Origin of the sequence: Streptomyces sp. SUK 48, assembly GCF_009650765.1 — a bacterium.
GTDB lineage: Bacteria > Actinomycetota > Actinomycetes > Streptomycetales > Streptomycetaceae > Streptomyces.
This window is the reverse complement of record NZ_CP045740.1, coordinates 7,512,099-7,534,443: the sequence shown is the minus strand read 5'-3', so window position 1 is coordinate 7,534,443 and position 22,345 is coordinate 7,512,099. Positions and strand designations below refer to the sequence as shown.

The 22,345-nt window shown below is 73.9% G+C and carries 24 protein-coding genes; 15 read left to right on the top strand and 9 right to left on the bottom strand.

Going from position 1 to position 22,345, the window contains the following annotated elements; translation table 11 throughout:
* Nucleotides 1-40 precede the first annotated feature (40 nt).
* Entirely contained in the window at nt 41-742 is a 702-nt protein-coding gene (locus GHR20_RS33445; RefSeq protein ID WP_153815319.1) for a response regulator transcription factor, read from the top strand.
* Nucleotides 743-1,099: 357 nt separating this feature from the next.
* Nucleotides 1,100-1,453: a CBS domain-containing protein gene (locus tag GHR20_RS33435; protein WP_153815318.1), complete on the top strand. Its 354-nt coding sequence runs from the start codon at nt 1,100-1,102 to the stop codon at nt 1,451-1,453.
* Nucleotides 1,454-1,463: 10 nt separating this feature from the next.
* Here the strand turns inward: GHR20_RS33435 and GHR20_RS33430 are convergent, their stop codons facing one another.
* Nucleotides 1,464-1,904 (bottom strand): universal stress protein, encoded by a 441-nt coding sequence (locus GHR20_RS33430; protein WP_153815317.1) that lies wholly within the window; start codon nt 1,902-1,904, stop codon nt 1,464-1,466.
* Between the two features lie 205 nt (nt 1,905-2,109).
* Here GHR20_RS33430 and GHR20_RS33425 point away from each other — a divergent pair, with 205 nt between their 5' ends.
* A complete protein-coding gene (locus GHR20_RS33425; protein ID WP_111582682.1) occupies nt 2,110-2,340 on the top strand; it encodes a hypothetical protein in 231 nt (76 codons plus the stop codon).
* Nucleotides 2,341-2,355: 15 nt separating this feature from the next.
* On the opposite strand, the gene GHR20_RS33420 is transcribed toward GHR20_RS33425, so the two are convergent.
* Both GHR20_RS33420 and GHR20_RS33415 read right to left on the bottom strand, forming a co-directional pair.
* The gene (locus GHR20_RS33420; protein ID WP_153815316.1) at nt 2,356-3,318 is read right to left on the bottom strand and encodes a TIGR03943 family protein; all 963 of its coding nucleotides are present in this window, start codon (nt 3,316-3,318) and stop codon (nt 2,356-2,358) included.
* Nucleotides 3,315-4,289 carry a permease gene (locus tag GHR20_RS33415; protein ID WP_343336031.1) on the bottom strand — a complete coding sequence of 325 codons (975 nt, stop codon included), beginning with the start codon at nt 4,287-4,289 and terminating at the stop codon, nt 3,315-3,317. Before GHR20_RS33415 ends, GHR20_RS33420 begins: the two co-directional genes overlap by 4 nt.
* Nucleotides 4,290-4,580: 291 nt before the next feature.
* Here GHR20_RS33415 and GHR20_RS33410 point away from each other — a divergent pair, with 291 nt between their 5' ends.
* The 3 genes from GHR20_RS33410 to GHR20_RS33400 all read left to right on the top strand — a co-directional run bounded on the left by GHR20_RS33410 (nt 4,581) and on the right by GHR20_RS33400 (nt 7,394).
* The gene (locus GHR20_RS33410) at nt 4,581-5,414 is read left to right on the top strand and encodes a serine hydrolase (RefSeq protein ID WP_153815314.1); all 834 of its coding nucleotides are present in this window, start codon (nt 4,581-4,583) and stop codon (nt 5,412-5,414) included.
* An 83-nt stretch (nt 5,415-5,497) separates the two neighbouring features.
* Entirely contained in the window at nt 5,498-5,911 is a 414-nt protein-coding gene (locus tag GHR20_RS33405) for an SRPBCC family protein (protein WP_111582678.1), read from the top strand.
* A gap of 175 nt (nt 5,912-6,086) precedes the next feature.
* Complete coding sequence (locus GHR20_RS33400; RefSeq protein ID WP_153815313.1) at nt 6,087-7,394, top strand: hypothetical protein; 1,308 nt, start codon at nt 6,087-6,089, stop codon at nt 7,392-7,394.
* A 33-nt stretch (nt 7,395-7,427) separates the two neighbouring features.
* On the opposite strand, the gene GHR20_RS33395 is transcribed toward GHR20_RS33400, so the two are convergent.
* Nucleotides 7,428-9,359, bottom strand: coding sequence for a hypothetical protein (locus tag GHR20_RS33395; protein ID WP_343336030.1), 1,932 nt, complete (start codon nt 9,357-9,359; stop codon nt 7,428-7,430).
* A 307-nt stretch (nt 9,360-9,666) separates the two neighbouring features.
* On the opposite strand from GHR20_RS33395, the gene GHR20_RS37855 reads away from it, so the two are divergent.
* From GHR20_RS37855 to hypA, 9 genes are all read left to right on the top strand, one after another.
* Nucleotides 9,667-11,520 (top strand): hypothetical protein, encoded by a 1,854-nt coding sequence (locus tag GHR20_RS37855; RefSeq protein WP_243878421.1) that lies wholly within the window; start codon nt 9,667-9,669, stop codon nt 11,518-11,520.
* The gene (locus GHR20_RS37850) at nt 11,472-11,672 is read left to right on the top strand and encodes a hypothetical protein (protein WP_243878199.1); all 201 of its coding nucleotides are present in this window, start codon (nt 11,472-11,474) and stop codon (nt 11,670-11,672) included. Before GHR20_RS37855 ends, GHR20_RS37850 begins: the two co-directional genes overlap by 49 nt.
* On the top strand, nt 11,669-12,742 hold the full coding sequence (locus GHR20_RS33380) for a hydrogenase expression protein HypE (protein WP_111582676.1): 1,074 nt from the start codon (nt 11,669-11,671) through the stop codon (nt 12,740-12,742). Before GHR20_RS37850 ends, GHR20_RS33380 begins: the two co-directional genes overlap by 4 nt.
* Before the next feature lie 88 nt (nt 12,743-12,830).
* On the top strand, nt 12,831-14,624 hold the full coding sequence (locus GHR20_RS33375; RefSeq protein ID WP_148025832.1) for a nickel-dependent hydrogenase large subunit: 1,794 nt from the start codon (nt 12,831-12,833) through the stop codon (nt 14,622-14,624).
* Nucleotides 14,617-15,189 carry a NifU family protein gene (locus tag GHR20_RS33370; RefSeq protein WP_153815311.1) on the top strand — a complete coding sequence of 191 codons (573 nt, stop codon included), beginning with the start codon at nt 14,617-14,619 and terminating at the stop codon, nt 15,187-15,189. Before GHR20_RS33375 ends, GHR20_RS33370 begins: the two co-directional genes overlap by 8 nt.
* On the top strand, nt 15,186-15,782 hold the full coding sequence (locus tag GHR20_RS33365) for a DUF5947 family protein (RefSeq protein ID WP_153815310.1): 597 nt from the start codon (nt 15,186-15,188) through the stop codon (nt 15,780-15,782). The genes GHR20_RS33370 and GHR20_RS33365 overlap by 4 nt, the downstream gene beginning before the upstream one ends.
* 26 nt (nt 15,783-15,808) lie before the next feature.
* A complete protein-coding gene (locus tag GHR20_RS33360; RefSeq protein WP_037653844.1) occupies nt 15,809-16,015 on the top strand; it encodes a hypothetical protein in 207 nt (68 codons plus the stop codon).
* A gap of 20 nt (nt 16,016-16,035) precedes the next feature.
* Nucleotides 16,036-16,224: a hypothetical protein gene (locus GHR20_RS33355; protein WP_111583010.1), complete on the top strand. Its 189-nt coding sequence runs from the start codon at nt 16,036-16,038 to the stop codon at nt 16,222-16,224.
* Between the two features lie 7 nt (nt 16,225-16,231).
* Nucleotides 16,232-16,573, top strand: a complete 342-nt coding sequence (hypA, locus tag GHR20_RS33350; RefSeq protein WP_111582672.1) for a hydrogenase maturation nickel metallochaperone HypA — start codon at nt 16,232-16,234, stop codon at nt 16,571-16,573.
* A 75-nt stretch (nt 16,574-16,648) separates the two neighbouring features.
* Here hypA and hypE read toward each other — a convergent pair whose 3' ends face one another.
* From hypE to hypB, 5 genes are all read right to left on the bottom strand, one after another.
* Complete coding sequence (gene hypE / locus GHR20_RS33345) at nt 16,649-17,638, bottom strand: hydrogenase expression/formation protein HypE (RefSeq protein WP_243878420.1); 990 nt, start codon at nt 17,636-17,638, stop codon at nt 16,649-16,651.
* 100 nt (nt 17,639-17,738) lie between these two features.
* Nucleotides 17,739-18,881: a hydrogenase formation protein HypD gene (gene hypD, locus GHR20_RS33340; RefSeq protein ID WP_153815308.1), complete on the bottom strand. Its 1,143-nt coding sequence runs from the start codon at nt 18,879-18,881 to the stop codon at nt 17,739-17,741.
* Nucleotides 18,878-19,168 (bottom strand): HypC/HybG/HupF family hydrogenase formation chaperone, encoded by a 291-nt coding sequence (locus GHR20_RS33335; RefSeq protein ID WP_111582669.1) that lies wholly within the window; start codon nt 19,166-19,168, stop codon nt 18,878-18,880. The genes hypD and GHR20_RS33335 overlap by 4 nt, the downstream gene beginning before the upstream one ends.
* Before the next feature lie 3 nt (nt 19,169-19,171).
* Nucleotides 19,172-21,505 carry a carbamoyltransferase HypF gene (gene hypF / locus GHR20_RS33330; RefSeq protein ID WP_153815307.1) on the bottom strand — a complete coding sequence of 778 codons (2,334 nt, stop codon included), beginning with the start codon at nt 21,503-21,505 and terminating at the stop codon, nt 19,172-19,174.
* A complete protein-coding gene (hypB, locus tag GHR20_RS33325; protein WP_148025838.1) occupies nt 21,502-22,296 on the bottom strand; it encodes a hydrogenase nickel incorporation protein HypB in 795 nt (264 codons plus the stop codon). Before hypB ends, hypF begins: the two co-directional genes overlap by 4 nt.
* Between the last annotated feature and the right edge of the window lie 49 nt (nt 22,297-22,345).

Genomic DNA, 22,345 nt, shown 5'->3' with positions numbered 1-22,345 from the left:
AGGCCGCAGTCTGTCCGCTTTCCGGGAACGAGAGGCCGAGATGACCGAGACCCGCACCTTCACGGCACAGGACCCGATCCGGGTGTTCCTCCTGGACGACCATGAGGTCGTCCGGCGCGGTCTGGCGGATCTCCTGGACGCCGAACCGGACATCTCCGTCGTCGGCGACGCCGACACCGCCGCGCACGCGCTGGTCCGGGGCCCCGCCCTGCGCCCGCACGTCGCGGTGCTGGACGTACGGCTGCCCGACGGGGACGGCATCTCGGTCTGCCGGGAACTGCGCAACCGGATGCCGGAGCTGGCGTGTCTGATGCTCACCTCGTTCGACGACGAGGACGCCCTGCTGGACGCGATCATGGCCGGCGCGTCCGGATATGTGCTCAAGCAGATCAAGGGCTCGGACCTGGTCTCGGCGGTGCGCACGGTCGCCTCCGGGCAGTCGATGCTGGACCCGGAGACGACGGCCCGGCTGATGCGCTCGCTGCGGGCCGACCCGCAGGAGACGCCGTCGCTGCCGCCGGAGCTGGCAAGCCTGTCGCCGCGCGAGCGGGACATCCTGGCGCTGATCGGGGACGGCCTGACCAACCGTGAGATCGGCAGGCGGCTGTACCTGTCGGAGAAGACGGTCAAGAACCACATCTCCCGGCTGCTGGCCAAGCTCGGTGTGCAGCGCCGGGTGCAGGCCGCCGTGCTCGCCTCCCACCTGGAGCCGCAGGGCACGAAGGAGCACTCCGGCCGCTGACCCCCGCGCCTCCTCGGACACGGGGGCGGGTCACGGCAGTCGGGGTACGACGGCCACCGGGCACCCGGCGTGCTGCGGCAACCGGTGCGTCACCCGGCCGGCCCGCCCCGGCCCCGGCTGCCGGTCACCACGGCGGTGGCGCCGTCGCCCTCGGTGAGCAGCGCGGCCACCCGTCCGGCTCTCCACGCTCGCACGGCCGAACGGGTGAGCCGATGGGTACATCGTCCCCTTCGGCGGGAATCGGACCACCCCGGCCAGGTCCGGGCGGCCCCTGCCCCGGGCGGCCCGCCCGGCGCAGCCTGGAGACGGCATCCCCCCGGTGCCGTAGTCCCTGTCGGTGCCCCGAAAGAGGTCCTGATGACCCGTCTCCCCCCGGCCGGTCCCCCGCCGGGCGCGCCCTCCGCGGCGGGTCAGGCCGCTGTCGGCCGGCTGATGACCGCGCCGCCCGTGACCGTCGCGCCGGACGTCACCCTGGCGGCGGCCACCCGGCTGATGTCCGAGACCGCCGTCGGCTCCCTGCTGGTCGTCGAGGACGGCACCCTGCGCGGCATCGTCACCGATCGCGATCTGGCCCTGCCCGTGCCGGCCGAGGGCCGGCCGGTGGGCGTGCTCACCCTGGACGATCTGCTGCTGGACGTGTTCCGGCGGCTGGCGGACCTGCTGGGGCCGGTGGCCTGGAGCGTGCTGCGGGAGCCGCCGGGTCCGCCGTGAGCCCCCGGGCTCAGCTCTCCTCGGAGCGGACGATCACGACCGGGCACTCGGCGTGCGCGGCGACGCGCTGGCTGACCGAGCCGAGCATGACGCGGGCGAAGCCGCCCCGGCCCCGGCTGCCGACGACCAGGACCTCGGCGCCCTCGGCGGCCCGGAGCAGGATCTCGGCGGGGTTGCCGTGGGCCACGCGGGTGCGCACCCCGGCGGCCGCGTCCGCGCCGAGCACCTCGGTCAGCTCCTGCGCCATCTCCTCGCGGGTCGCCTCCTCGTCGATGTACATGTCCACCGCGGGCGCGGACCAGCCGTACAGCGGCACCTCCCAGGCCGCGACGGCCTCCACCGCGCCGCCGACGAGCCCGGCGTAGCGCACGGCCCAGCGCACCGCCTCGAAGGAGGACGGCGAGCCGTCGACGCCCACCACGACCCGGGGCTCGGAGACGTCCTGGTCCATCTGTCCCACCTCTCTGCGGCGGCGGCGCCGGCCACGGCTGTTGCCCCCTGCGCTCTACGCTGCGCGACACACCGCCGCCCCGCCAGAAAAGAGCGTCCGTTCGGCCCTGCCGCCGGGCTCCGGGGCGGTGCATCCTGCCGTAAGGGGAACGCCGTAGGGAGAACGCCGTAGGGAAAACCTGTAGGGAACGGGAGGTGAGGCACGGATGGGCAAGCGGAACAGGAAGAACGGCAAGGCGAGGGCCCCGGGGCCGCGTGCGGGCCGCGACTGCGGGGCCCCGCTGCCCGCACGCCGGAACGCGCGTCCCCGCGCCGGCGACGTGGCCCCCGGAGCGGGTCACTGGCGCGGTCACGGCCCCGGCAACCAGTGGCTGCTGCTGCCCGGCGGCACCTGGCGCCGGGTGGAGACGATCCGGGTGCGCGGGCTGTTCGGCTGAGCGGACGTCCCGGTTCTAGCCCGGGGTGATCGGCAGATCGTCGCTGAAGGCGTTGATCGGCCGGGCGATCGGGGCGGTCTCGCGGACGTCGAGCGCGGCCGGCGCCGACGCGGTGCCGAGGGTGCCCGCCGGATGCCAGGTGCCGGTGACCGCGAGCCAGGTGTCGGCGGCGGGCGGCTCGGCGGAACCGGGCTCGTACACATGGATCTTGACGGTCTGGGAGTCGGCGGCACAGCAGGTGAAGATGATCCGGGTCAGATACCAGCCGTCGCCCGCCGCGTCGGGGGTGACGAAGCCGGTCAGGCGGACGGTACGGCCCTGGATGGCCCGGCTGCGGTCCTGCTGGACGCGCTTGGTGAAGTCGGTGAGGGTGAGCGGCAGCGGGGAGGTCGCGGGCAGCGGCTCGAAGCCCTTCTTCTGCACGGCGACCGGCCCAGCGCCGGAGCGGGCGGCGGTGTAGGCGCCGAGGGCCGGCGGGGCGAAGAGGAGGAGGCTCAGGGCGGGGAGGGCGAGGAGCCAGGCGATCTTGGGGGTGCCCGAGTGGTCGTGGCCGTCGTGACCCTCGTGGCCGTCGTGCCCCTCGTGGGAGTCGTGCCCCTCGTGGGAGTCGTGCCCCTCGTGGCCGTCGTGGGCGCGCCCCTCGTGGCCGTCGTGGGCGCGCCCCTCGTGGGCGTCGTGGGCGTGCCCCTCGTGGCCGTCGTGGGCGCGCCCCTCGTGGGCGTCGTGGGCGTGCCCCGCGTGGGCGTCGTGGGCGTGCCCCGCGTGGGCGTCGTGCGTGGCGTGGGCATGCGCCCCGCTCCCGCCCCTACGGGAGAAGGCCGCCGCGATCCCCAGCAGGAGCAGGACGGCACCGGAGGCGATGAGCACGGGGCGCAGTCCGGGCTTGACGTAGCGCAGGTAGGTGTCACCGAACAGCGTGATGCGCAGCAGGCCGAGGCCGGTCAGTTTCAGCAGCAGGCTCGGGAGGAGGCGTCTCACAGCAGGGCCCCTCCGGTCAGGGCGCTGGCGGCGACGGCCACGACCGTGGTCGCCGTGCAGAACCGCCAGGCGAAGGCGCGGCCGAACGTGCCCGCCTGGAGGGCGATCAGCTTGAGGTCGACCATCGGCCCGACCACCATGAACGCGAGCCGGGCGGTCGGCGAGAACCCGGTCAGCGAGGCGGCGACGAACGCGTCGGCCTCCGAGCAGACCGCCAGCAGGACCGCGAGGCCCGCCAGGAAGAGCACCGAGAGCCAGGGCGTGCCGGAGAAGGCGTCGAGGACGGCGCGCGGCACGGCCACGTTGAAGGTGGCGGCGGCCATCGCACCGAGCACGAGGAAGCCGCCGGCCTGGAGGAAGTCGTACTGGAAGCCGGTCCGGAACTCCCGCCAGCGGCTCCCGCCGTGCGTGTGCCCGGTGTGCCGCCGGCGCAGCGCCGGGCGCAGCCACTTCTCCTCGCCCCGCCAGAGCCAGAGCCAGCCCATCACGGCCGCCGTGCCGAGGGAGGCGAGCAGCCGGGCGGCGATCATCGCGGGGTTGCCCGGGAAGGCGACGGCGGTGGCGGTGAGCACGACCGGGTTGATGGCGGGCGCGGACAGCAGGAAGGCGAAGGCGGCGGCCGGGGTGACGCCCCGGCGGATCAGGCTGTGGGCGACCGGGACGGAGGCGCATTCGCAGCCGGGCAGCACCGCGCCGGCGACGCCCGCGACCGGCACGGCGAGCGCGGCCCGCTTCGGCAGCACCCGGGTGAACAGATCGGCGGGCACGAAGGCGTTGATGGCTCCGGAGAGCACCGTGCCGAGCACGAGGAACGGAATCGCCTGGACGACGATGGCCAGGCAGACGGTGCGCCAGGCCCCTACGGCGGGCCGGTCCAGCCACCCGGCACCGCCGAGGAGGAGTAGGGCCGTCGCGCCCGCCGCGAGCAGGACGGCCGCGCCGAGCGGCCAGGGCCCGGGGCGGCGGCGCACGGACGGAGGCGGAGGGACGGGGACGACCGCCGCACCCTCCGCCGCGGCAACCAGCTCATCCGCAACCAGTTCATCCGTTTTTTCCATGATCACTCCGGATGTCGGTGTCCGGCCGAAGATAAGCGAGGACCGCGGCCGGGCAGCGCATACACGCCGCCGCGAGGACCGCCGTGCACCGCTTGGCCGCCCCCGGCCGCCCCTCGGTGACTCTTCTTACAATCCGGGCGAAACCGGGTCCGGAGTGACGGCAGCCACTTCGCACCGGGCGGGTTTTGTCTACGTTCAGGTGCCATGTCCTCTCACCCGCGGTCCTCGCACCCGCGCCGCACGGCCGGCGTCCTTCTGGCCTCGGTGACCGCCCTGCTCACCGCCGGCATCCCGGCGGCGGCCGCCGCCACGCCCGCCCCGAAGCCGAAGCCGGCCCCGACGACCGAGGCGCCGCAGGCCCCCGCCCCCGTCCCCGATCCGCACGCCACCGTCGCCGTCCTCGATCTCGACGCGGGCGCCGCCACCCCCGTGATCCAGGGCGAGGACCGCGCCTACGACACCGCCAGCATCGTCAAGGTCGACATCCTCGCCGCGCTGCTGCTCAAGACGCAGGACGAGCGGCGCGCCCTGACCGACGAGGAGCGCGGCCACGCCGAGCCGATGATCCAGCGCAGCGACAACGACGCGGCGGACGCCCTGTGGAAGGCGATCGGCCGGGACCCCGGGCTCGCGGCGGCCAACGAGCGCCTGGGCCTGACCTCGACCACGCCCGGCACCGGCGGCAAGTGGGGGCTGACCAGGACCACCGCGAGCGACCAGATACGGCTGCTGCGCGCGGTCTTCGACGACAGCGCGGCGAGCCCCCTCACCGCCGATTCCCGCGCCTACATCCGCACCCTGATGAGCGAGGTCCTGCCCGAGCAGTCCTGGGGCGTCTCGGCGGTGGACGCGGCCGGCCCGGAGCTGAAGAACGGCTGGCTCCAGCGCACCACCACGGGCCTGTGGGACGTGAACAGCATCGGCGAGGTCACCCTCGGCGGCCACCGCTGCCTCGTCGCCGTCCTCTCCGACGGCAGCGCCTCCATGAGCGACGGCGTCTCCCTGGTGGAGCGCACCGCCCGCACCGCCGTGTCCTGACGGCCGGGCGGGGGCGCTTTTCGGCCGTCGCGGAAGGGGCACGCGGGCGGGGTACGACTCCCGACCCGAGGAGTGATGCCACCATGGCCGAGTACGAACGTTCCCGTACGATGCCCGCCCAGCCCGAGCACGTCTTCGACCAGGCGGCCAATCTCCACCAGCTGGACTCCTGGCTGCCGGGCGCCCTGCACGTGGCCCCCGAGGAGCTGCCCGCCGTCAGCGTGCACGAGGACGGTTCCGACCACGACACCCCGGCCCTGCTGCGGGCCCAGCCCGAGCAGATGCGCCTGGAGTGGGGCACCCGCGAGCAGGGCGACTACGCGGGCTGGCTCCAGGTCGCGGGCATCGGCAGCGGCGCCAGCGAGGTGACCGTCCACCTGTCCTTCTTCGACAAGCACCACGACCCGGGCGAGCGCGCGGCCGCCGAAGCCCTGGAGGACAGCCTGCGCCGCCTGGAGGAGCAGGTGCGCCTGCGCACGGACAACGCGGCCGGCTGAGGCGACCGGACCCGGGGAGCGCGGCCGGGGCGCGGACAGGGGCGAGGGGCGCGATGGAGCCGGAACGATCTCTCGTACAACCGTTCCGGTGGCACAGACGTCTCACAGGAGCGGGGGAACTGCCGTCCCCTCGAACACCGTTCGTCCGCCACTGTCGCTCCAGTCAGAGGATTCCATGCCTTTCAGCTCTTCCGGCCCCCGTGCGGTGCGCCAGACCGCGGGCGCGTTCGGCGCCGTCGCCCTGATCGCGCTGTGCGCCGCGCCGGCCGTGGCCGCCGACGGCCCCGCGACCGGCCTGGCGCTGGGCACCATCGCGCCGTTCGACAAGGTGAAGCCGGGCAGCGAACTCCCGCTGTCGCCCGCCTTCACCAACACGGGCACCGCGGCGCTCGACAAGGTCTGGCTGTCGTACTCCGCCACCCGCGGCCTGGGCCAGACCGCGCTCCCCTCCAACTGCCTGAGCTACACGGTCGGTTCGGCCGCCGAGGAGCCGGGCCACGCGCAGGTGGTGTGCGAGTTCGACCAGCCGGTGCAGACGGGTGTCGTCTACGCCCCGGAGCGGCCGCTGAACCTCAAGGCCCTGGACCGCGCCCTGTACGAGCACGTCCAGGTGGCGGTCGACTCCTCGGCCCCGGTCCCGGACGACGGCGCCACCCCGGTGCACGGCACCGCCCCCGCCCTGAAGCTGGTCGAGCGGCCCGACGAGAAGACCCCGCCGGCCGGCGCCGCGTCCAGCGCGGACGTCGCGGTGACCGCCGCCAACGCGGCCGACTTCCAGGTCGGCGGCGCCCAGTTGAAGGGCAAGGCCGGGGACACGGTCACGCTGCGGGTGAGGTTCGCCAACGCGGGGCCCGCCTGGGTGCTGCCGCAGCCGGGTCAGCGCGCGGCCCATGTCCTCATCACGCTGCCCGAGGGCACCTCGGCGGTGCGGACCGACAAGCTGTGCACGAACACCGGGGCCGAGTCCTACGCGTGCAACACCGGCGCGCCCTGGGTGAACGAGCACGAGAGCAGGACGTACACCTTCAAGGTCAAGCTCGACAAGGCGGTGCCCGGCGCCCGCGGCTACGTCGAACTCGGTTCGGAGGCCAGGCCGTTCGACCACGTCAAGAAGAACGACACCGCCCGGATCGCGCTCTCCGTCACCGGCGGCACCGACACCACGGGCGGCGGCTCCACCGGGGACGGCGGCTCGAAGGGCGGCGGCGGCTCGACCGGTGGCACCGGTTCGACGACGTCCACGGGCGGCACCGGCACGGGCACCACCGGCGGTACCACCACGACGGGCGGCACCACCGGCACCACGTCCGGCACCGGCACCACCGGTGACCTCACCACCGGCGGTTCCGGCAGCACCGGTGGCAGCCTCGCGAGCACCGGCGCCGGTTCCGCGCTGCCCCTCGCGGGCGCCGCGGGCGCGGCCGTGATCGTCGGCGCGGGCGTCGTGGTGGCCGCCCGCCGCCGGGGCCGCCGCGAGGACTGATCCCCCGCCCGGCCTGACCGGCGGCGACGCCGGTCAGGTCCCCGAGCCGCCGAAGCCCTGGGTGGTGTACGCGCACTCGGTGTAGAGGTAACCGGGGCGCAGTTCGGCCGTGTCGGACCCCGCGGTCGTCGCCCGGCCGCCGTTCGGCTTGTGCACGAAGTACGTGGTGCCGACCGGGAGTCGCAGGGTGCGCTGCGGATAGTCCTTGCCGCCGGCACAGGGCTTGAAGGTGGACATCAGCGTGTCGGCGAGCAGGTACGACCGGCAGCCGCCGCAGCCCTTCAGGGTGAAGCTGCCGGTGACCGGGCCGGTGTAGAGGACGGTGACGTCGTCCGGGCTGTCGTTCTTCACCGTGACGGAGATGCCGCCGCCGCTCCCGGTGGTGGGCAGCTTCCTGCCCGCCGCCGGGATGGTCTGGGCGACCTCGGCGGCGATGGCGATCTTCTGGGCCCGCGCCCGGTTCCTGTGGTGCGGGTGTCCGGCGACGAACGTGTCCATCGTCTGCTGGGCATTGCCGAAGTCGCCGCTCTTGTACTCCTGCACCCCGCAGTCGTACGCGCCGTCGTCACCGCCGCGCCCGGCCCGGGACGCGGCGGAGGCGAGCTTGCCGCCGGGGTCGCCCGCGGCCGTCGTCAGATCGCCGATCCTGGTGTCGAGCTGCCGCAACTCCGCGACGGCGGCGCAGGATCCGGAGCCGCCCACGCTCTTCTGCGCCTTCCGCACGGCCGCGTCGACGGCGGGGACCACCTTCGCCGTCTGCGCGGAACCCGGGAAGGTCTTCATCAGGTCGCCGAAGCGGGTGACCCAGTCCTGGTCGCCCGTGGACAGGCTCTGTGATCCGCACGCGTACAGCGAGGTCGCGAGGCGGTCGTCGGGCCAGCCGGCGAGGGTGCCGACGGTGGCCTTGGGCAACTCCGCGGGGACCGTGCGCAGATACGTCAGCGGGGCCACGGCGGTGCAGTAGTCCTGACTGTCGTAGGGCGCGGCGACCTTGGTGTAGTAGGTGCGCAGGCTGGCGGGGACCTTGTGGGCGGCGCGGGAGCCCGGGTGGTCGGCGACGAGGCCGCGGTACACCCCGAGGACCTCGCGGTAGTCCGGTTCGGCGGTGCCGAACGGCTTGCCCGCGTCCGCCGCCACCAGATGGTCGGCGCTCGCGAGCCGGTCCAGGAGCGCCTGCTGTACGGCCTCGTCCCGCGCGTCCTGGTACCAGAGCGCGCCACCGGCCGGTACGGCGAGCAGCACCAGGCCCAGCAGCAGCGCGAGGGGCACCCGGCCGGGCCGGGCGAGGCGGGTGCGCAGTCCGATGGACGCGCCGTGGGCGGCCGCCAGCAGCAGGAGGAGCGCGTAGAGCGCCAGCAGGGCGCCCGGGACGCCGTCGGCGTCGGCGGGCAGGGCGACGACCAGCAGGACCGCGGTCGCCACCCAGCAGGCGGCCATGAGCAGCCGGCGCCGTGTGAGCGCGTAGCCGAGGCCGAGGCCGCTGAGGTTGAGCAGCGCGACGGCGACGGCCCGGCCGGTGTCCGGGGGCGCGGGCGGCGGAGCGGCGGGCATGGGCGGCACGCCGAAGCCCTGGCCCGGGCCAGGTCCGTACGCCCAGGGGCCGGAGGCCGCACCCGGGACGCTGGGCCCACTGGGGCCGCCAGGTCCGCCGAGACCACCGGGCCCGCTCGGGCCGCCAGGCCCGCTCGGGCCGCCAGGGCTTCCGGGGGCCCCTATGGGGCTACCGAGTCCGGCAGGGCTCCCGGGAGTCCCGGGCCGCTCAGGGTTCCGGGGCCCACCACGCCCTCCATGTCCACCGAACCCTCCGGAACCTCCAGGCCCCTCTGGTCCGCCGGGTCCGCCGTGGCCGCCGAACCCTCCCGTTCCACTGGCTCCCCCGGTTCCACCGGGCCCGCCCGGGCCCTGGGATTCCCCGGTTTCTCCCGCGTCTCTCGGACCCTCCGGGCCCCCGAAACCTCCGGACATGACGACTCCCCCCCGTGTGCCACAGCCCCCGCTGTGCGTGGCCTTTGATTCTAGCGTTCGGCGACCTCAGCCGAGCCCCAACACCCGTTTATTCAAAGGCACTTGGGGCCCGTCGTCCCCCTCTCTCCACCCGGGCCGCACCCGAGGGGCTCACCCGCCCCTCCGCAACCCGGAAACGGGCACATCGCCTGACCGGCCCAATGCGGGTGCGTCGGAGGGGCGCGGAGCCATGACGGGTGTGACCGTGGTGGGAGGAATCCCCGGGTGCGCGACCGAGCGCCCGGTTGCCCAGCGACGAGGAGGCGGGATGCCGGACCAGGTCGGCGTGCGCGAACCCCTGTTCACGGACGATGCCGACGCCGAGCACGCGCGGGCCTTCGAGCAGCTGGGCGCCGTCGCGGACGCCGTGCTGTACGAGGGTTATCTGCTGTACCCGTACCGCCGGTCCTCCCCCAAGAACCGCGTCCGCTGGCAGTTCGGGGTGCTGCTGCCGCGCGACTGGGTGGAGCGCTTCGGTCCGGTGGCGCCCGGTGTCTCCGGCTCCGCGGACTCCTGGTACCAGCAGACCGAGTGCCTGGTGCGCGCCCGGAACGACGCGGTCGTACGGCTGCGGGTGCGCTACCTCCAGATGCAGCACAAGCAGGTGGAGGACGCGGGCGGGTCCCCGGTGGAGTTTCTGCGCACGGCGGACGGCACCACGCATCTCTCCTTCGACGAGGCGATCCCCCGCGAGACCGGGCTGACGGTGCCGCTCGCGGAGCTGCTGGACGGCGGTCGTACGGTCGACGCGGGCGCGCCCGGCGGGGACGCGTACGAGCCGCTGCCCGCGGACGCGGGACGGATCGTGCGACGGCACCGGGAGCTGCGGGCCGCGACCACGGTGGCCGCCGAGCCGCTCGCGCCGGGCCTGTTCCGGCTGCGGGTGCGCACCGAGCACACGGGTGCGGCGGCCGATCCGGGTGCCTGCCGGAACGAGGCGCTGCGCGAGGCGCTGATCGCCACGCACACGGTCCTCGGCGGCGAGGACGTGGAGTTCGTCTCGCTGATCGATCCGCCGGCGGCGCTGGCCGAGCGGGCGCGCGGCTGCCGCAACGCGTTCACCTTCCCGGTGCTCGGCGGCGCGCCCCCCGAGGCCGCCGACGGCGAGGGCGACGGCGAGATTGGCCCGGCGATGCTCTCGGCGCCGATCATCCTCCCGGACCATCCGCAGGTGGCGCCGGAGAGTCCCGGCGATCTGCACGACGCGGCGGAGATCGACGAGATCCTGACGCTGCGCACGATGCTGCTGACCGACGAGGAGAAGGCGGAGGCGCGGGCCACCGATCCGCGGGCCGCGCGCATCCTGGACCGGGTCGACAGCATGCCCCGCGAGGTCTTCGAACGCCTGCACGGCGCGATTCGCTCGCTGACACCGGCGGGATCACCGGGCGCCCGGACGCCCGACCCGTCGACCGGGACGCATGCTTCGGCCGGCCCCGCCCGGCCCGCCACCCGGGCGCCCGAACCACCCGCCGAGGCCCCCTCGTCCGCCCCGCAGACCCCCCGCGAAGCCCCGACGCCGGAACCGGCCACCGCGACCCGACACAAAGCCCGGGCACCCGAACCACCCGCCGCGCCGCGCCCCCCGGGCCCGGGAGCCCACCGCGAGACGCCGGCGCACGAACAGCCCGCCACGACTCGCGCAACGGCCACGGCGACCCGCCAGGAACCCTCGGTGACCGGACCGCCCACCGCGGCACACTCCACCGGCCCGGCGGTCCGGCGCCAGACCCCGGCGCCGAAACCGGCCACCACGGCCCCGGCAGCGGTCCCCGCGGTCGACCGCGAGGTCCCGGTGCGCGAGCCGGCCGTCGCGGCCCACCTGCCAGCGTCCTCGGCGGTCCGCCCGGAGGGCGCGGCCCCCGAGGACGAGCCATCTGCCCCGTTCCCCGGCTCCCCCACCCCGAGCGCCCCGCCTGGTGGCAGGAGGGCGGGGACGAGGGGCTGTCGCCGACGACCGACACCGTGCTCGTGGCCGATGTGCCCCTCGGTGCCGGCAGTCCGGTGCTGCTGCGGCCGCGCACGCGCGGGGCCGACGCCCAGGACATGTTCCTGGACGGGCGGTCCGCCACCGTGGCCGGGGTCTTCCACGACGTGGACGGCGGCGTCCGGCTCGCCGTGACCGTGGACGACGACCCGGCCGCCGAACTGCACGGCTGGTACGGCCGATTCCACTACTTCCGGCCCGACGAGGTCGAACCCCTCGCAACCACGGGCACCCCGGCCACCCCCGGCCGGGACCACGACCGACTGCGACGGAGGCCGCAGAGATGACCACACAGAGCGGTACCACCGAGGCCCGCGCCGACGCCCCCGAGGGCTTCGACGAGATCACCATCCTGTGGATCTCCGAGGGCATGAGTTGCGACGGCGACACCGTGTCGCTGACCGCCGCCGGGCAGCCGTCCATCGAGGACGTGGTGCTCGGCCTCATCCCGGGCCTGCCGAGGGTCAACCTCGTCAACAAGGTCCTCTCCCCGAGCCTGGGCGGCGAGGACTTCCTCGCGCCGTACCGCAAGGCGGCCCGCGGCGAGCTGGAGCCGTTCATCCTGGTGATCGAGGGCTCGATCCCGAACCAGAACATCATCGAGGGCGACGGCTACTGGACGTCGTTCGGCAACGACCCCGCGACCGGTGAGCCGCAGACCCTGAACTGGTGGATCGACCAACTCGCGCCCAGGGCCTGGGCGGTGGTCGCGGCCGGTACCTGCGCCACGTTCGGCGGCATCCACGCCATGGCCGGCAACCCGACCGGCTGCATGGGCCTCGCGGACTACCTGGGCTGGGAGTTCAAGGCGCGCTCGGGCCTTCCGGTGGTCAACGTGCCCGGCTGCCCGATCCAGCCGGAGAACTTCATGGAGACCCTGGTCTGGGTGCTCCAGCACGCCGCCGGCACCGCTCCCCCGCCGCCGCTGGACCACATGCTGCGGCCGCAGTGGCTGTTCGGCAAGACCGTGCACGAGGGCTGCGACCGGGCCGCGTACTACGAGCAGGCCGACTTCGCCAAGGACTACAACTCCCCCAAGTGCCAGGTGAAGGTGGGCTGCTGGGGTCCGGTCGTCAACTGCAACGTGCCCAAGCGGGGCTGGATGTCCGGCATCGGCGGCTGCCCGAACGTCGGCGGCATCTGCATCGGCTGCACCATGCCCAGCTTCCCCGACGCGTTCATGCCGTTCATGGACGAGCCTCCGGGCGGCACGCTCTCGTCGATGGTGATCAAGCCGTACGGAGCGGTCATCCGCCGGCTGCGCGGCATCACCAACGACATGGTGAACCACGAGCCACGCTGGCGGCACAACAAGCAGAAGCTGACCAGCGGTTACAACCCGCACTGGCGCGCGTGACGCCGTATTCCCCCGGCCCGCGCACCACTTCGCCGCACGCTCCGCCATCCGCTCCGCCCGACCCGAACAGCGAGGGACAGTACCGCAGATGACCACCACCGACGCGCGGACCTCAGGACGCAAACCAGCCCAGCTCGTGGACATGAACTGGGATCCGATCACCCGGATCATCGGCAACCTGGGTATCTACACGAAGATCGACTTCGCCAACCGTGAGGTCGTGGAGTGCCACAGCACCTCGTCGCTGTTCCGCGGCTACTCGGTGTTCATGAAGGGCAAGGACCCGCGCGACGCCGGGTTCATCACCTCACGGATCTGCGGCATCTGCGGCGACAACCACACCACCTGCTCCAACTACGCCCAGCAGATGGCCTACGGCGTCAAGCCGCCGAAGCTGGCCGAGCACATCACCAACCTGGGCGAGGCGGCGGAGTACATCTTCGACCACACGATCTTCCAGGACAACCTGGTCTTCGTGGACTTCTGCGAGGCGATGGTCAAGGCCACCAACCCCGGGGTGCTGGCCCGCGCCGAGCGCACCGACGCGCCCCGCGGGGACGTGCACGGCTACCGCACCATCGCCGAGATCATGAAAGCCTTCAACCCCTTCGAGGGCGAGGTCTACAAGGAGGCGCTGAAGGTCAGCCGGATCACCCGGGAGATGTTCTGCCTGATGGAGGGGCGCCATGTGCACCCCTCCACGCTCTACCCGGGCGGCGTCGGCACGATGCCGCAGCCGAGCGTCTTCACCGACTACCTCAGCCGCCTGATGCGCGTCATCGACTTCGTCAAGAAGGCGGTGGCGATGAACGACGACGTCTTCGACTTCTTCTACGAGGCGCTGCCGGGCTACGAGGAGGTCGGCAAGCGCCGTATCCTGCTGGGCTGCTGGGGCGCCTTCCAGAACCCGGACGTGGTCGACTACCGGTACGCCACCATGAACGAGTGGGGCAAGGCGATGTACGTCACCCCGGGCATCGTGGTGGACGGCAAGCTGGTCACCAACAACCTGGTCGACATCAACCTCGGACTGCGCATCATGCTGGGCAGCTCGTTCTACGAGGACTGGGTCAACGAGGACCCGTTCGTCACCCACGACCCGCTCGGCAACCCGATCGACATGCGCCACCCGTGGAACCAGACCACGGTCCCGGTGCCGCAGAAGCGCGACTTCCAGGGCAACTACAGCTGGGTGATGAGCCCGCGCTGGTACCACCCGGACACCGGCGAGCACCTCGCCCTGGACACCGGCGGCGGCCCGCTCGCCCGGCTCTGGTCGACCGCGCTGAGCGGCCTGGTGGACACCCCGTACGTGAAGGCGACCGGGGGCGGCATCCGCATCACCCTGCCCAAGGGCGAGAAGCTGCCGGAGACCACCCTGGAGTGGCGCATCCCGAAGTGGAGCAACACCCTCGAACGCGACCGCGCCCGGCCGTACTTCATCGCCTACGCCGCCGCCATGGCCCTGCAGTTCCTGGAGGAGGCCATGGGGATGCTGCAGAGCGGCGACACCAAGGTCTTCGAGAACTTCGAGGTGCCGGACGAGTCGATCGGCTGCGGTTTCCACGAGGCGGTGCGCGGGGTCCTCTCGCACCACCTGGTGATCCGGGACAAGAAGATCGCCAACTACCACCCGTACCCGCCGACCCCGTGGAACGCCAGCCCCCGCGACATCTACGGCACGCCCGGTCCCTACGAGGACGCGGTCATGGGCCAGCCGATCTTCGAGGAGAACGGGCCCGACGACTTCAAGGGCGTCGACATCATGCGCACGGTGCGCAGCTTCGACCCCTGTCTGCCCTGCGGTGTCCACATGTACATGGGCAAGGGCAAGACCCTGAGCACCGTGCACTCGCCGACGTACGGGGCCAACCATGGCTGACCCGGCCGGACGCCTGGCGGATCCGGCGGTGGAGGCCCGGCTCGCCCGGCTCGACGAGGTGCTGGCCGGTCTGGAGCACACACCGGGTCCGGCCCTGGAGGCGGTGCGGCTGCTGACCGAGGTCTACGGCGAGGCCCTCGCCCGCGTCCTGGACGGCGCGGACGAGCGGCTGGGCGCGCGGCTGGCCGGTGACGAGCTGGTCGGGCACCTCATGGTGCTGCACGGGGTGCACCCGCAGCCCCTGGCCGAGCGGGCCGAGCGGGCGATGGAGCGGCTGCGGCCCGCGGTGCGCGAGCGCGGCGGCGACCTGACGTGGGCCGGGGTCGAGGGCGAGATCGCACGGGTGCGGCTCGACTCGGGCGGCGGCGCCAAGGGCGGCTGCGGCGGTGGGTGCGGGAGCGGCTCCGCGGACATCGCCGCGGCGGTCCGGGAGGCGGTCCTCGCGGTGGCCCCCGAGCTGACCGAGGTGGAGATCGTGCAGGCCGTCGAGGAGCGCAAGGCCGCCCCCGCCTTCGTACCGCTGAACACGATCAAGCGCCGGTCCGTGCCGCAGGAGGCCGGGTGAGCGCGGACGGGGCACTCGCCCGGGTCATCCGCTCCGCCGCCGACCGCGCGGCCACGGCCGACGCGGAGCACTGCGAGCTGTGCGCGGCCCGGGTGGCGGACGAGCACCCTCATCTGTACGACACCGGGGCCGCCGAGGTGCGCTGTGTGTGCGGCCCCTGCTCGGTGCTGTTCGCGGACGGCGCGGCGGGCGAGGGCCGCTACCGGCTGGTGCCCCGGCGCCGGCTGCGGCTCCCGCCGGTCGACACCGCGGTGCTGGGCGTCCCGGTGGGGCTGGTGTTCTTCGTGCCGCGCTCCGACGGGGCGGTCACGGCGCAGGGGCCGAGCCCGGCCGGGGCGATGCGCTGGGAGGTGGACGCGGACGCCTGGCGGCGGCTGGCGGCCGAGGTCCCGCAGGTGGCGGCCATGGCCCCGGACGTGGAGGCACTGCTGGTGAACACCGTGCGGGGCCTCACGGAGCACTGGATCGTGCCGGTCGACGACTGTTTCCGGATGACGGCGGTGGTCCGCCGCGAGTGGCGGGGCCTCTCCGGTGGCGGGGAGGTCTGGGCCGCCGTAGAACAGTTCTTCAGGGACCTCACCGAACGGTCGTAGCCGTACGGCCTGGAAGGAGAGCGGACATGGGCACCATCCGAGTGGGCCGCCCGGAGGCGAAGCCCGACACCCCGAGCCATGTTCCCGGACTGCACCAGGGCAACAAGGGCCCGTACCAGGAGCAGACCGGACACCACCGGGACGGCAGCTCCGACGCGCGCCGCTCCACCGGTATCCACTGGAAGCGGCATGACGCCCTGGGCGAGAGCATGCCGAACATCTCGCCCGGCTGAGAGAACGGAAAGTGACCGACATGAGCGAGTGCAGACGCAGAAGACGCACGCGATCGGGGATCTCCGGACGGCAGCTGCTGCTGCTCCAGGCCGGGCTGGCCGGCGGTGTGATCACCGTCCTGGTCATCAAGGAACTCCCGGGCATCATGAGGGAGTTGCGGATCTTCCGGATGACCGGCGGGCCGGGCGCGAACCGGCGCTACCCCTGAGGCGGCCGTGCACGAACTGTCGATCGCGTCGGCGATCGTGGAGCAGGCCGAGGAGATCGCCCGCGCGGACGGTGCGGACCGGGTGTCCGCGGTGACCGTCCGTGTCGGCGAGCTGTCCGGGGTGGTGCCCGACGCGCTGGACTTCGCCTTCGAGGTGGCCCGCGACGGTACGGCGCTCGCGGACGCCCGGCTCGTGGTGGAGCCGGTGCCCGCGCTGGCGTGGTGCGACGGGTGCGCCGAGGAGTTCGCGGTGGGCATGCCGCCGTTCTTCTGGTGCCCGCACTGCGACCGCCCCTCCCAGGAGCTGCGCAGCGGACGCGAGCTGGAGATCACGGGCGTCGATACGTAGGAAGCCGCCCCGTGGCAAGAGGTCCGGCCCCCGCCGAGGACGGCGGGGGCCGGACCCTTTCCGTACCGCTCCCGGTCAGCAGATCCGGGGCAGCTGCTCGCCCAGCGGCAGGTCCACGACCCGGGTGCCGCCGAGGCCGGTGGCGACGACGACCATGCCCGGATGGTCGGCCACGCACTCGCCGATCAGCGCCGCGCCGGTGCCCTGCGGGTGGGCGTGCATGGCGGCGAGCACCGCCTCGGCGTGCTCGGGCGGTACGAAGGCGACGAGCCGGCCCTCGTTGGCGACGTACAGCGGGTCCAGGCCCAGGAAGCCGCAGGCGTTCGCGACCTCCTCGGGGACCGGGATCGCCCGGTCGCGCAGCCGCACACCGGTGCCGGAGGCGCGGGCGATCTCGTTCAGGGAGGCGCCGAGGCCGCCCCGGGTGGGGTCGCGCAGGACGTGCAGGTCCTTGGTGACCGCCAGCATGGCCGCGACCAGACCGGCCAGCGGGGCGGTGTCGGAGGTGATCCCGACGCCGAACTCCAGGCCCTCGCGCACGCTCATGACGGCCACGCCGTGCTGTCCGAGCGGCCCGCTGACGATCACCGCGTCGCCGGGCCGGGCACGCTGGGGGCGGATGTCGACACCCTCGGGGACCAGGCCGACACCAGCGGTGGTGACGTAGACGCCGTCGCCGTGCCCGGACTCCACCACCTTGGTGTCGCCGGTGGCCACGGTGACGTCCGCGGCCCGCGCGGCGGCGCCGATCGCGCGCGCGATCCGCCCGACCACGGCCAGTTCCACGCCCTCCTCCAGGACGAAGGCGGTGGAGAGGAAGGCGGGCCGGGCGCCGCTCATCGCGAGGTCGTTGACGGTGCCGTTGACGGCGAGGTCGCCGAGGCTGCCGCCGGGAAAGAACAGGGGCCGTACGACGTAGGAGTCGGTGGAGAAGGCGAGACGGGCGCCGCCGAGGTCGAACACGGCGGAGTCGGCGAGGCCGGCGAGGAGCGGGTTGCCGTAGGCCGGGGCGAAGACCTGCTCGATCAGCTCGGCGGAGAGCGCACCGCCGCCGCCGTGGCCCATGACGACGACCGGCTGGTCGCGCAGCGGGGCGGGGCAGGTCCAGTTCGCCGGGTCGACGGCGGACTCGGGGGTGGCGGTCGCGGCGGCGGGGGTGGCGAGGTCAGCCAACGGGGTTCATCTCCTCCCGCGGGATGCGCGATCCCTGCGGTGCCGGGGCGTTCATACGGCGGTAGAGGTAGTAGGCGGCGCAGGCGCCCTCATTGGAGACCATGGTGGCGCCGAGCGGGGTGCGCGGGGTGCAGGCCGTGCCGAACGCCTCGCACTCGGTCGGCTTGATCAGGCCCTGGAGGACCTCGCCGGCCCGGCACACGGCCGGTTCCTCGGTGCGGATGCCGGAGACGTCGAAGCGGTGCTCGGCGTCGTGTTCGCGAAAGGCGTCGGTCAGCCGCCAGCCGCTGGCCGGGATCGGGCCGATGCCCCGCCAGTTGCGGTCGGCGACCTCGAAGACCTCCTCCAGCATGCGCAGGGCGGCCGGGTTGCCCTGCTCGCGCACGGCCCGCGGATAGGCGTTCTCCACCCGGTGCTCGCCGCGCTCCAGCTGGCGCACGGCGCGCCGGATGCCCTCCAGGATGTCGAGGGGTTCGAAGCCGGTGACGACGACGGGGACGCGGTGCTTCTTCGCGAGGTCCGGGTACTCGGCGGTGCCCATCACGCTGCACACGTGTCCGGCGGCGAGGAAGCCCTGCACCCGGCAGCTGGGCGCGGTCATGATCGCCTCGATGGCCGGGGGGACCCGGACATGGGAGACCAGCAGGCTGAAGTTGCCGAGGCCCAGGCGGCGGGCCTGGTGGACGGCCATGGCGTTGGCGGGGGCGGTGGTCTCGAAGCCGATGGCGAAGAACACCACCTGCCGGCCGGGGTTCTTGCGGGCGATCTCGAGCGCGTCCAGCGGGGAGTACACCACGCGTACGTCGCCGCCCTCGCCCTTGACCCGGAACAGGTCGCGGTCGGTGCCGGGCACCCGCAGCATGTCCCCGAAGGAGCAGAAGATCACCTCGGGGCGGGCGGCGATGTCCAGGGCCTTGTCGATGACGTCCAGCGGGGTGACGCACACCGGGCAGCCGGGTCCGTGGATCAACTCGACATTCTCCGGCAGGAGTTGGTCGATGCCGTGCCGGATGATGGAGTGGGTCTGGCCGCCGCAGACCTCCATCAGGGCCCAGGGGCGGGTGGCCGTGGCGTGGATCTCGTCCAGCAGCCGGCGGGCGCGCTCGGGGTCGTGGAACTCCTCGATGTACTTCACCGGGCCTCACTCTCGTTCTCCTGGCGGGCCGCCTGCTCCCAGGCATCGCCGAACTCCTCGTCCAGCAGCCCGAGTTGATCGAAGAGCTCCAAGGAGGCGCGGGCCGACTCCTCGTCGAGGCGCTGGAGCGCGAAGCCGACGTGCACGATCACGTACTCGCCGACCCGTACATCGGGCAGGTACTCCAGGCATGCCTGCTTCTGGACGCCGCCGAAGTCGATCAGGCCGGTGAGGGGGTCGGCCTGGTGGTCGATGGACACGACCTTGCCGGGCACTGCCAGACACATGGCTCACTCCGTCTCGTGGTGGGGTGCGGTGGCCGCGGCCATCAGCTGGCCGAGCGCCAGCCCGCCGTCGTTCGGGGGTACTTCGCCGTGCCGCAGGACCCTGAAGCCGTCGGCACGCAGCAGGGTCGTGCACGTCTCCTCCAGCAGGGCGTTGGCGAACACCCCGCCGGTGAGGGCGACTGTGCCGAGGCCGGTCGCGCCGCGGGCCCGGCGGCAGATCTCGGTGACGGCGCGGGCCACGCCCCGGTGGAAGCGGGCCGCGAGGACCGGGGCCGGGGTGCGCCGGCGGCGGTCGGCGAGCAGCGCGCGCAGCATCGGCGCGGGGTCGCAGGCGAGGGTGGCGCCGCCGGTGAGGCCGAAGGGGTACGCCACCGCGTCCGCGCCCCGTGCGTCGAGGGCCGCGGCCTCCAGCTCCAGCGCGGCCTGTGCCTCGTATCCGGCGCGGTGGCACACGCCCGCGAGGGAGGCGACGGCGTCGAAGAGGCGGCCCATGCTGGAGGTGGGCACGCAGGCTACCCGGCGGTCCAACTGCTGGCGCAGGAGGGTGAGTTCGCTCGGGGAGCAGGCGGTGACGCTGGGCAGTTCGGGGTCCCAGGGCAGGCCCGCGGCCCACAGCCGGGCCAGGGCCAGCCGACAAGGGTTGGCCACGCCCGCGTCGCCGCCGGGCAGCGGGGCGGGGGCCAGGTGGGCGAAGCGGCGGTAGCCGGTGTAGTCGGCGAGCAGGATCTCGCCGCCCCACACGGTGCCGTCGTCGCCGTATCCGGTGCCGTCGAAGGCGACCCCGATGACCGGGGTGGTGCCGTCGAGGCCGTGTTCGGCCATGGCGGAGGCGATATGGGCGTGGTGGTGCTGGACGAGCCGCAGCGGGAGCCGGGCGCCCGCGCGTCTGCGGGCCCAGCCGGTGGAGTGGTACCCGGGGTGCCGGTCGGCGGCGATCAGCCCGGGGGTGATGTGGGTGAGCCGGCTCAGCTGCCGTTCGGCCCGCCGGGCGGCGTCCAGGGTGGCCAGGTCGCCCATGTCGCCGATGTGCGGCCCGAACCAGGCGAGGTCGCCCTCGCCGAGGCAGGGCACGTTCTTCAGGTCGCCGCCGACCGCGAGCGCGGGCCGCACCGGGACCGGCAGCCGCACAGGGCGCGGGACGTAGCCGCGCGAGCGGCGCAGCACCTGTTCGGTGCCGTCGGGGCGCACCCGCAGCAGGGAGTCGTCGCAGGGCGCGGCGATGGGCCGGTCGTGGGCGAGCCAGGCGTCGGCGAGTCCGGCGAGCCGGGCGCGGGCCTCGGTGTCGTCGGTGACGATGGGTTCGCCGGAGCGGTTGCCGCTGGTCATGACCAGCGCCCGGGGCCCCGGCGGATCGCCGGGCAGTCCGAACAGCAGGGTGTGCACGGGGGTGTAGGGCAGCATGATCCCGAGGTGCGGGCTGCCCGGGCAGACCTGGTCGGCGAGGTCCCCGGCGGGGGTGCGGCGGCGCACCAGCACGATGGGGCGGCGGGGCCCGGTCAGGGCGGCGCGCTCGGCCGGGGTCAGGACCGCGAGCCCCTCGGCGGCCGGGAGATCGGCGCACATCACGGCGAACGCCTTGCCGCCGCGCTCCTTGCGCTCGCGCAGCGTGGCGACGGCCCGCGGGTCGGTGGCGTCGCAGGCCAGGTGGTAGCCGCCGAGCCCCTTGACGGCCACGATCCGTCCGGCGGCGAGCAGTTGACGGGCCGCCGCGAGCGCGTCCGCGTCCCGCGCCGGGCGGACGCCGGGGCCCGTCAGGGTGAGGCGGGGGCCGCAGCCGGGGCAGGCGACGGGCTGGGCGTGGAAGCGCCGGTCGGCGGGATCGCCGTACTCCCGGGCGCAGTCGGGGCACATCGGGAAGCCGGCCATGGTGGTGGCCGCCCGGTCGTACGGCATGCCGGTGGCGATGGTGAAGCGGGGGCCGCAGTGGGTGCAGGTGACGAACGGGTGCCGGTGTCTGCGGTCTCCCGGGTCGGCGAGTTCGCGCAGGCAGTCGGCGCAGGTCGCGGTGTCGGGCGGGAGCTGGGTGCGGCCGCTCGCCCGTTCGGTGGAGCGGATCGCGAAGGGTCCGGCGGCTCCGGTGGCGGGCAGTTCCTCGTGGGCGACGCGGGTCACCGTGGCCAGCGGCGGGGGCCGGTGGGCCAGCAGGTCGCAGAACCGGGCCACCTCCGCCGCCGGGCCCTCGACCTCGATCAGCACGCCGTCGCCGGTGTTGCCGACGAACCCGGCCAGGCCCGTCTCGGCGGCCAGGCGGTGCACATACGGCCGGAAGCCCACCCCCTGCACGGTGCCGTGCACGGTGAGCCGGCGACGGACCGGACCGGTCGCGGGAGCGGTCATGCGACGGGCGCGGACTCGGTGTGCTGGTGGGGATGTTCGTGCGCGTGGTGGTGTCCGTGGCCGTGCGCGTGGTCGTGGCCGTGCGCGTGGTCGTGGCCGTGCGGGTGCGGGGCGAGCGGCGGCCGGTGCGCGGGGGCGCCGTCGCGGGCGGCGAGGGCGTGGTCGAGGAGGGTGCCGACGCCGTCCCCGGTGCGGGCGCAGGACCGTACGATCTCCACGCCCGGGTTGACCCGCTGGACGTTCGCGCGGAACGTGCTCTCGTCGAAGCCGGCGGCCTCGGCGAGGTCGGTCTTGGTGATGACGACGACATGGGCGGAGCCGAACGCGGTCGGGTACTTCAGCGGCTTGTCCTCGCCCTCGGTGACCGCCATCAGCACGATCCGCAGGGTCTCGCCGAGGTCGTAGGAGGCAGGGCAGACCAGGTTGCCGACGTTCTCCACGAAGAGCACCGAGGTGTCCTCGGGCAGCCAGCCCGTGAGCCGTGCGCGCACCTGGCGGGCCTCCAGGTGGCACAGGCCGTCGGTGAGGACCTGCTGGACGGGGGCGCCGGAGCGGGCGAGGCGGGTGGCGTCGTTCTCGGTGGCCAGGTCGGCGGTGAGCGCGGCCACGGGCACGCCCCGCGCCACCGCGTCGGCGAGCATCCGGCCGAGGAGCTCGGTCTTGCCGCTGCCCGGGCTGGACAGCAGGTTGACGACGGCCACCCCCTGCTCCGCCAGTTCCTCGCGCAGACGCGCGGCGAGGTCGTCGTTCTTCGCCAGGACGGCCTGTCGGACGTCGTCGGACCGGCACATGGGCGCTGCTCCTCGGGTTCGGCGGCTGGGGCCCGGGCCGCGGCCCGGG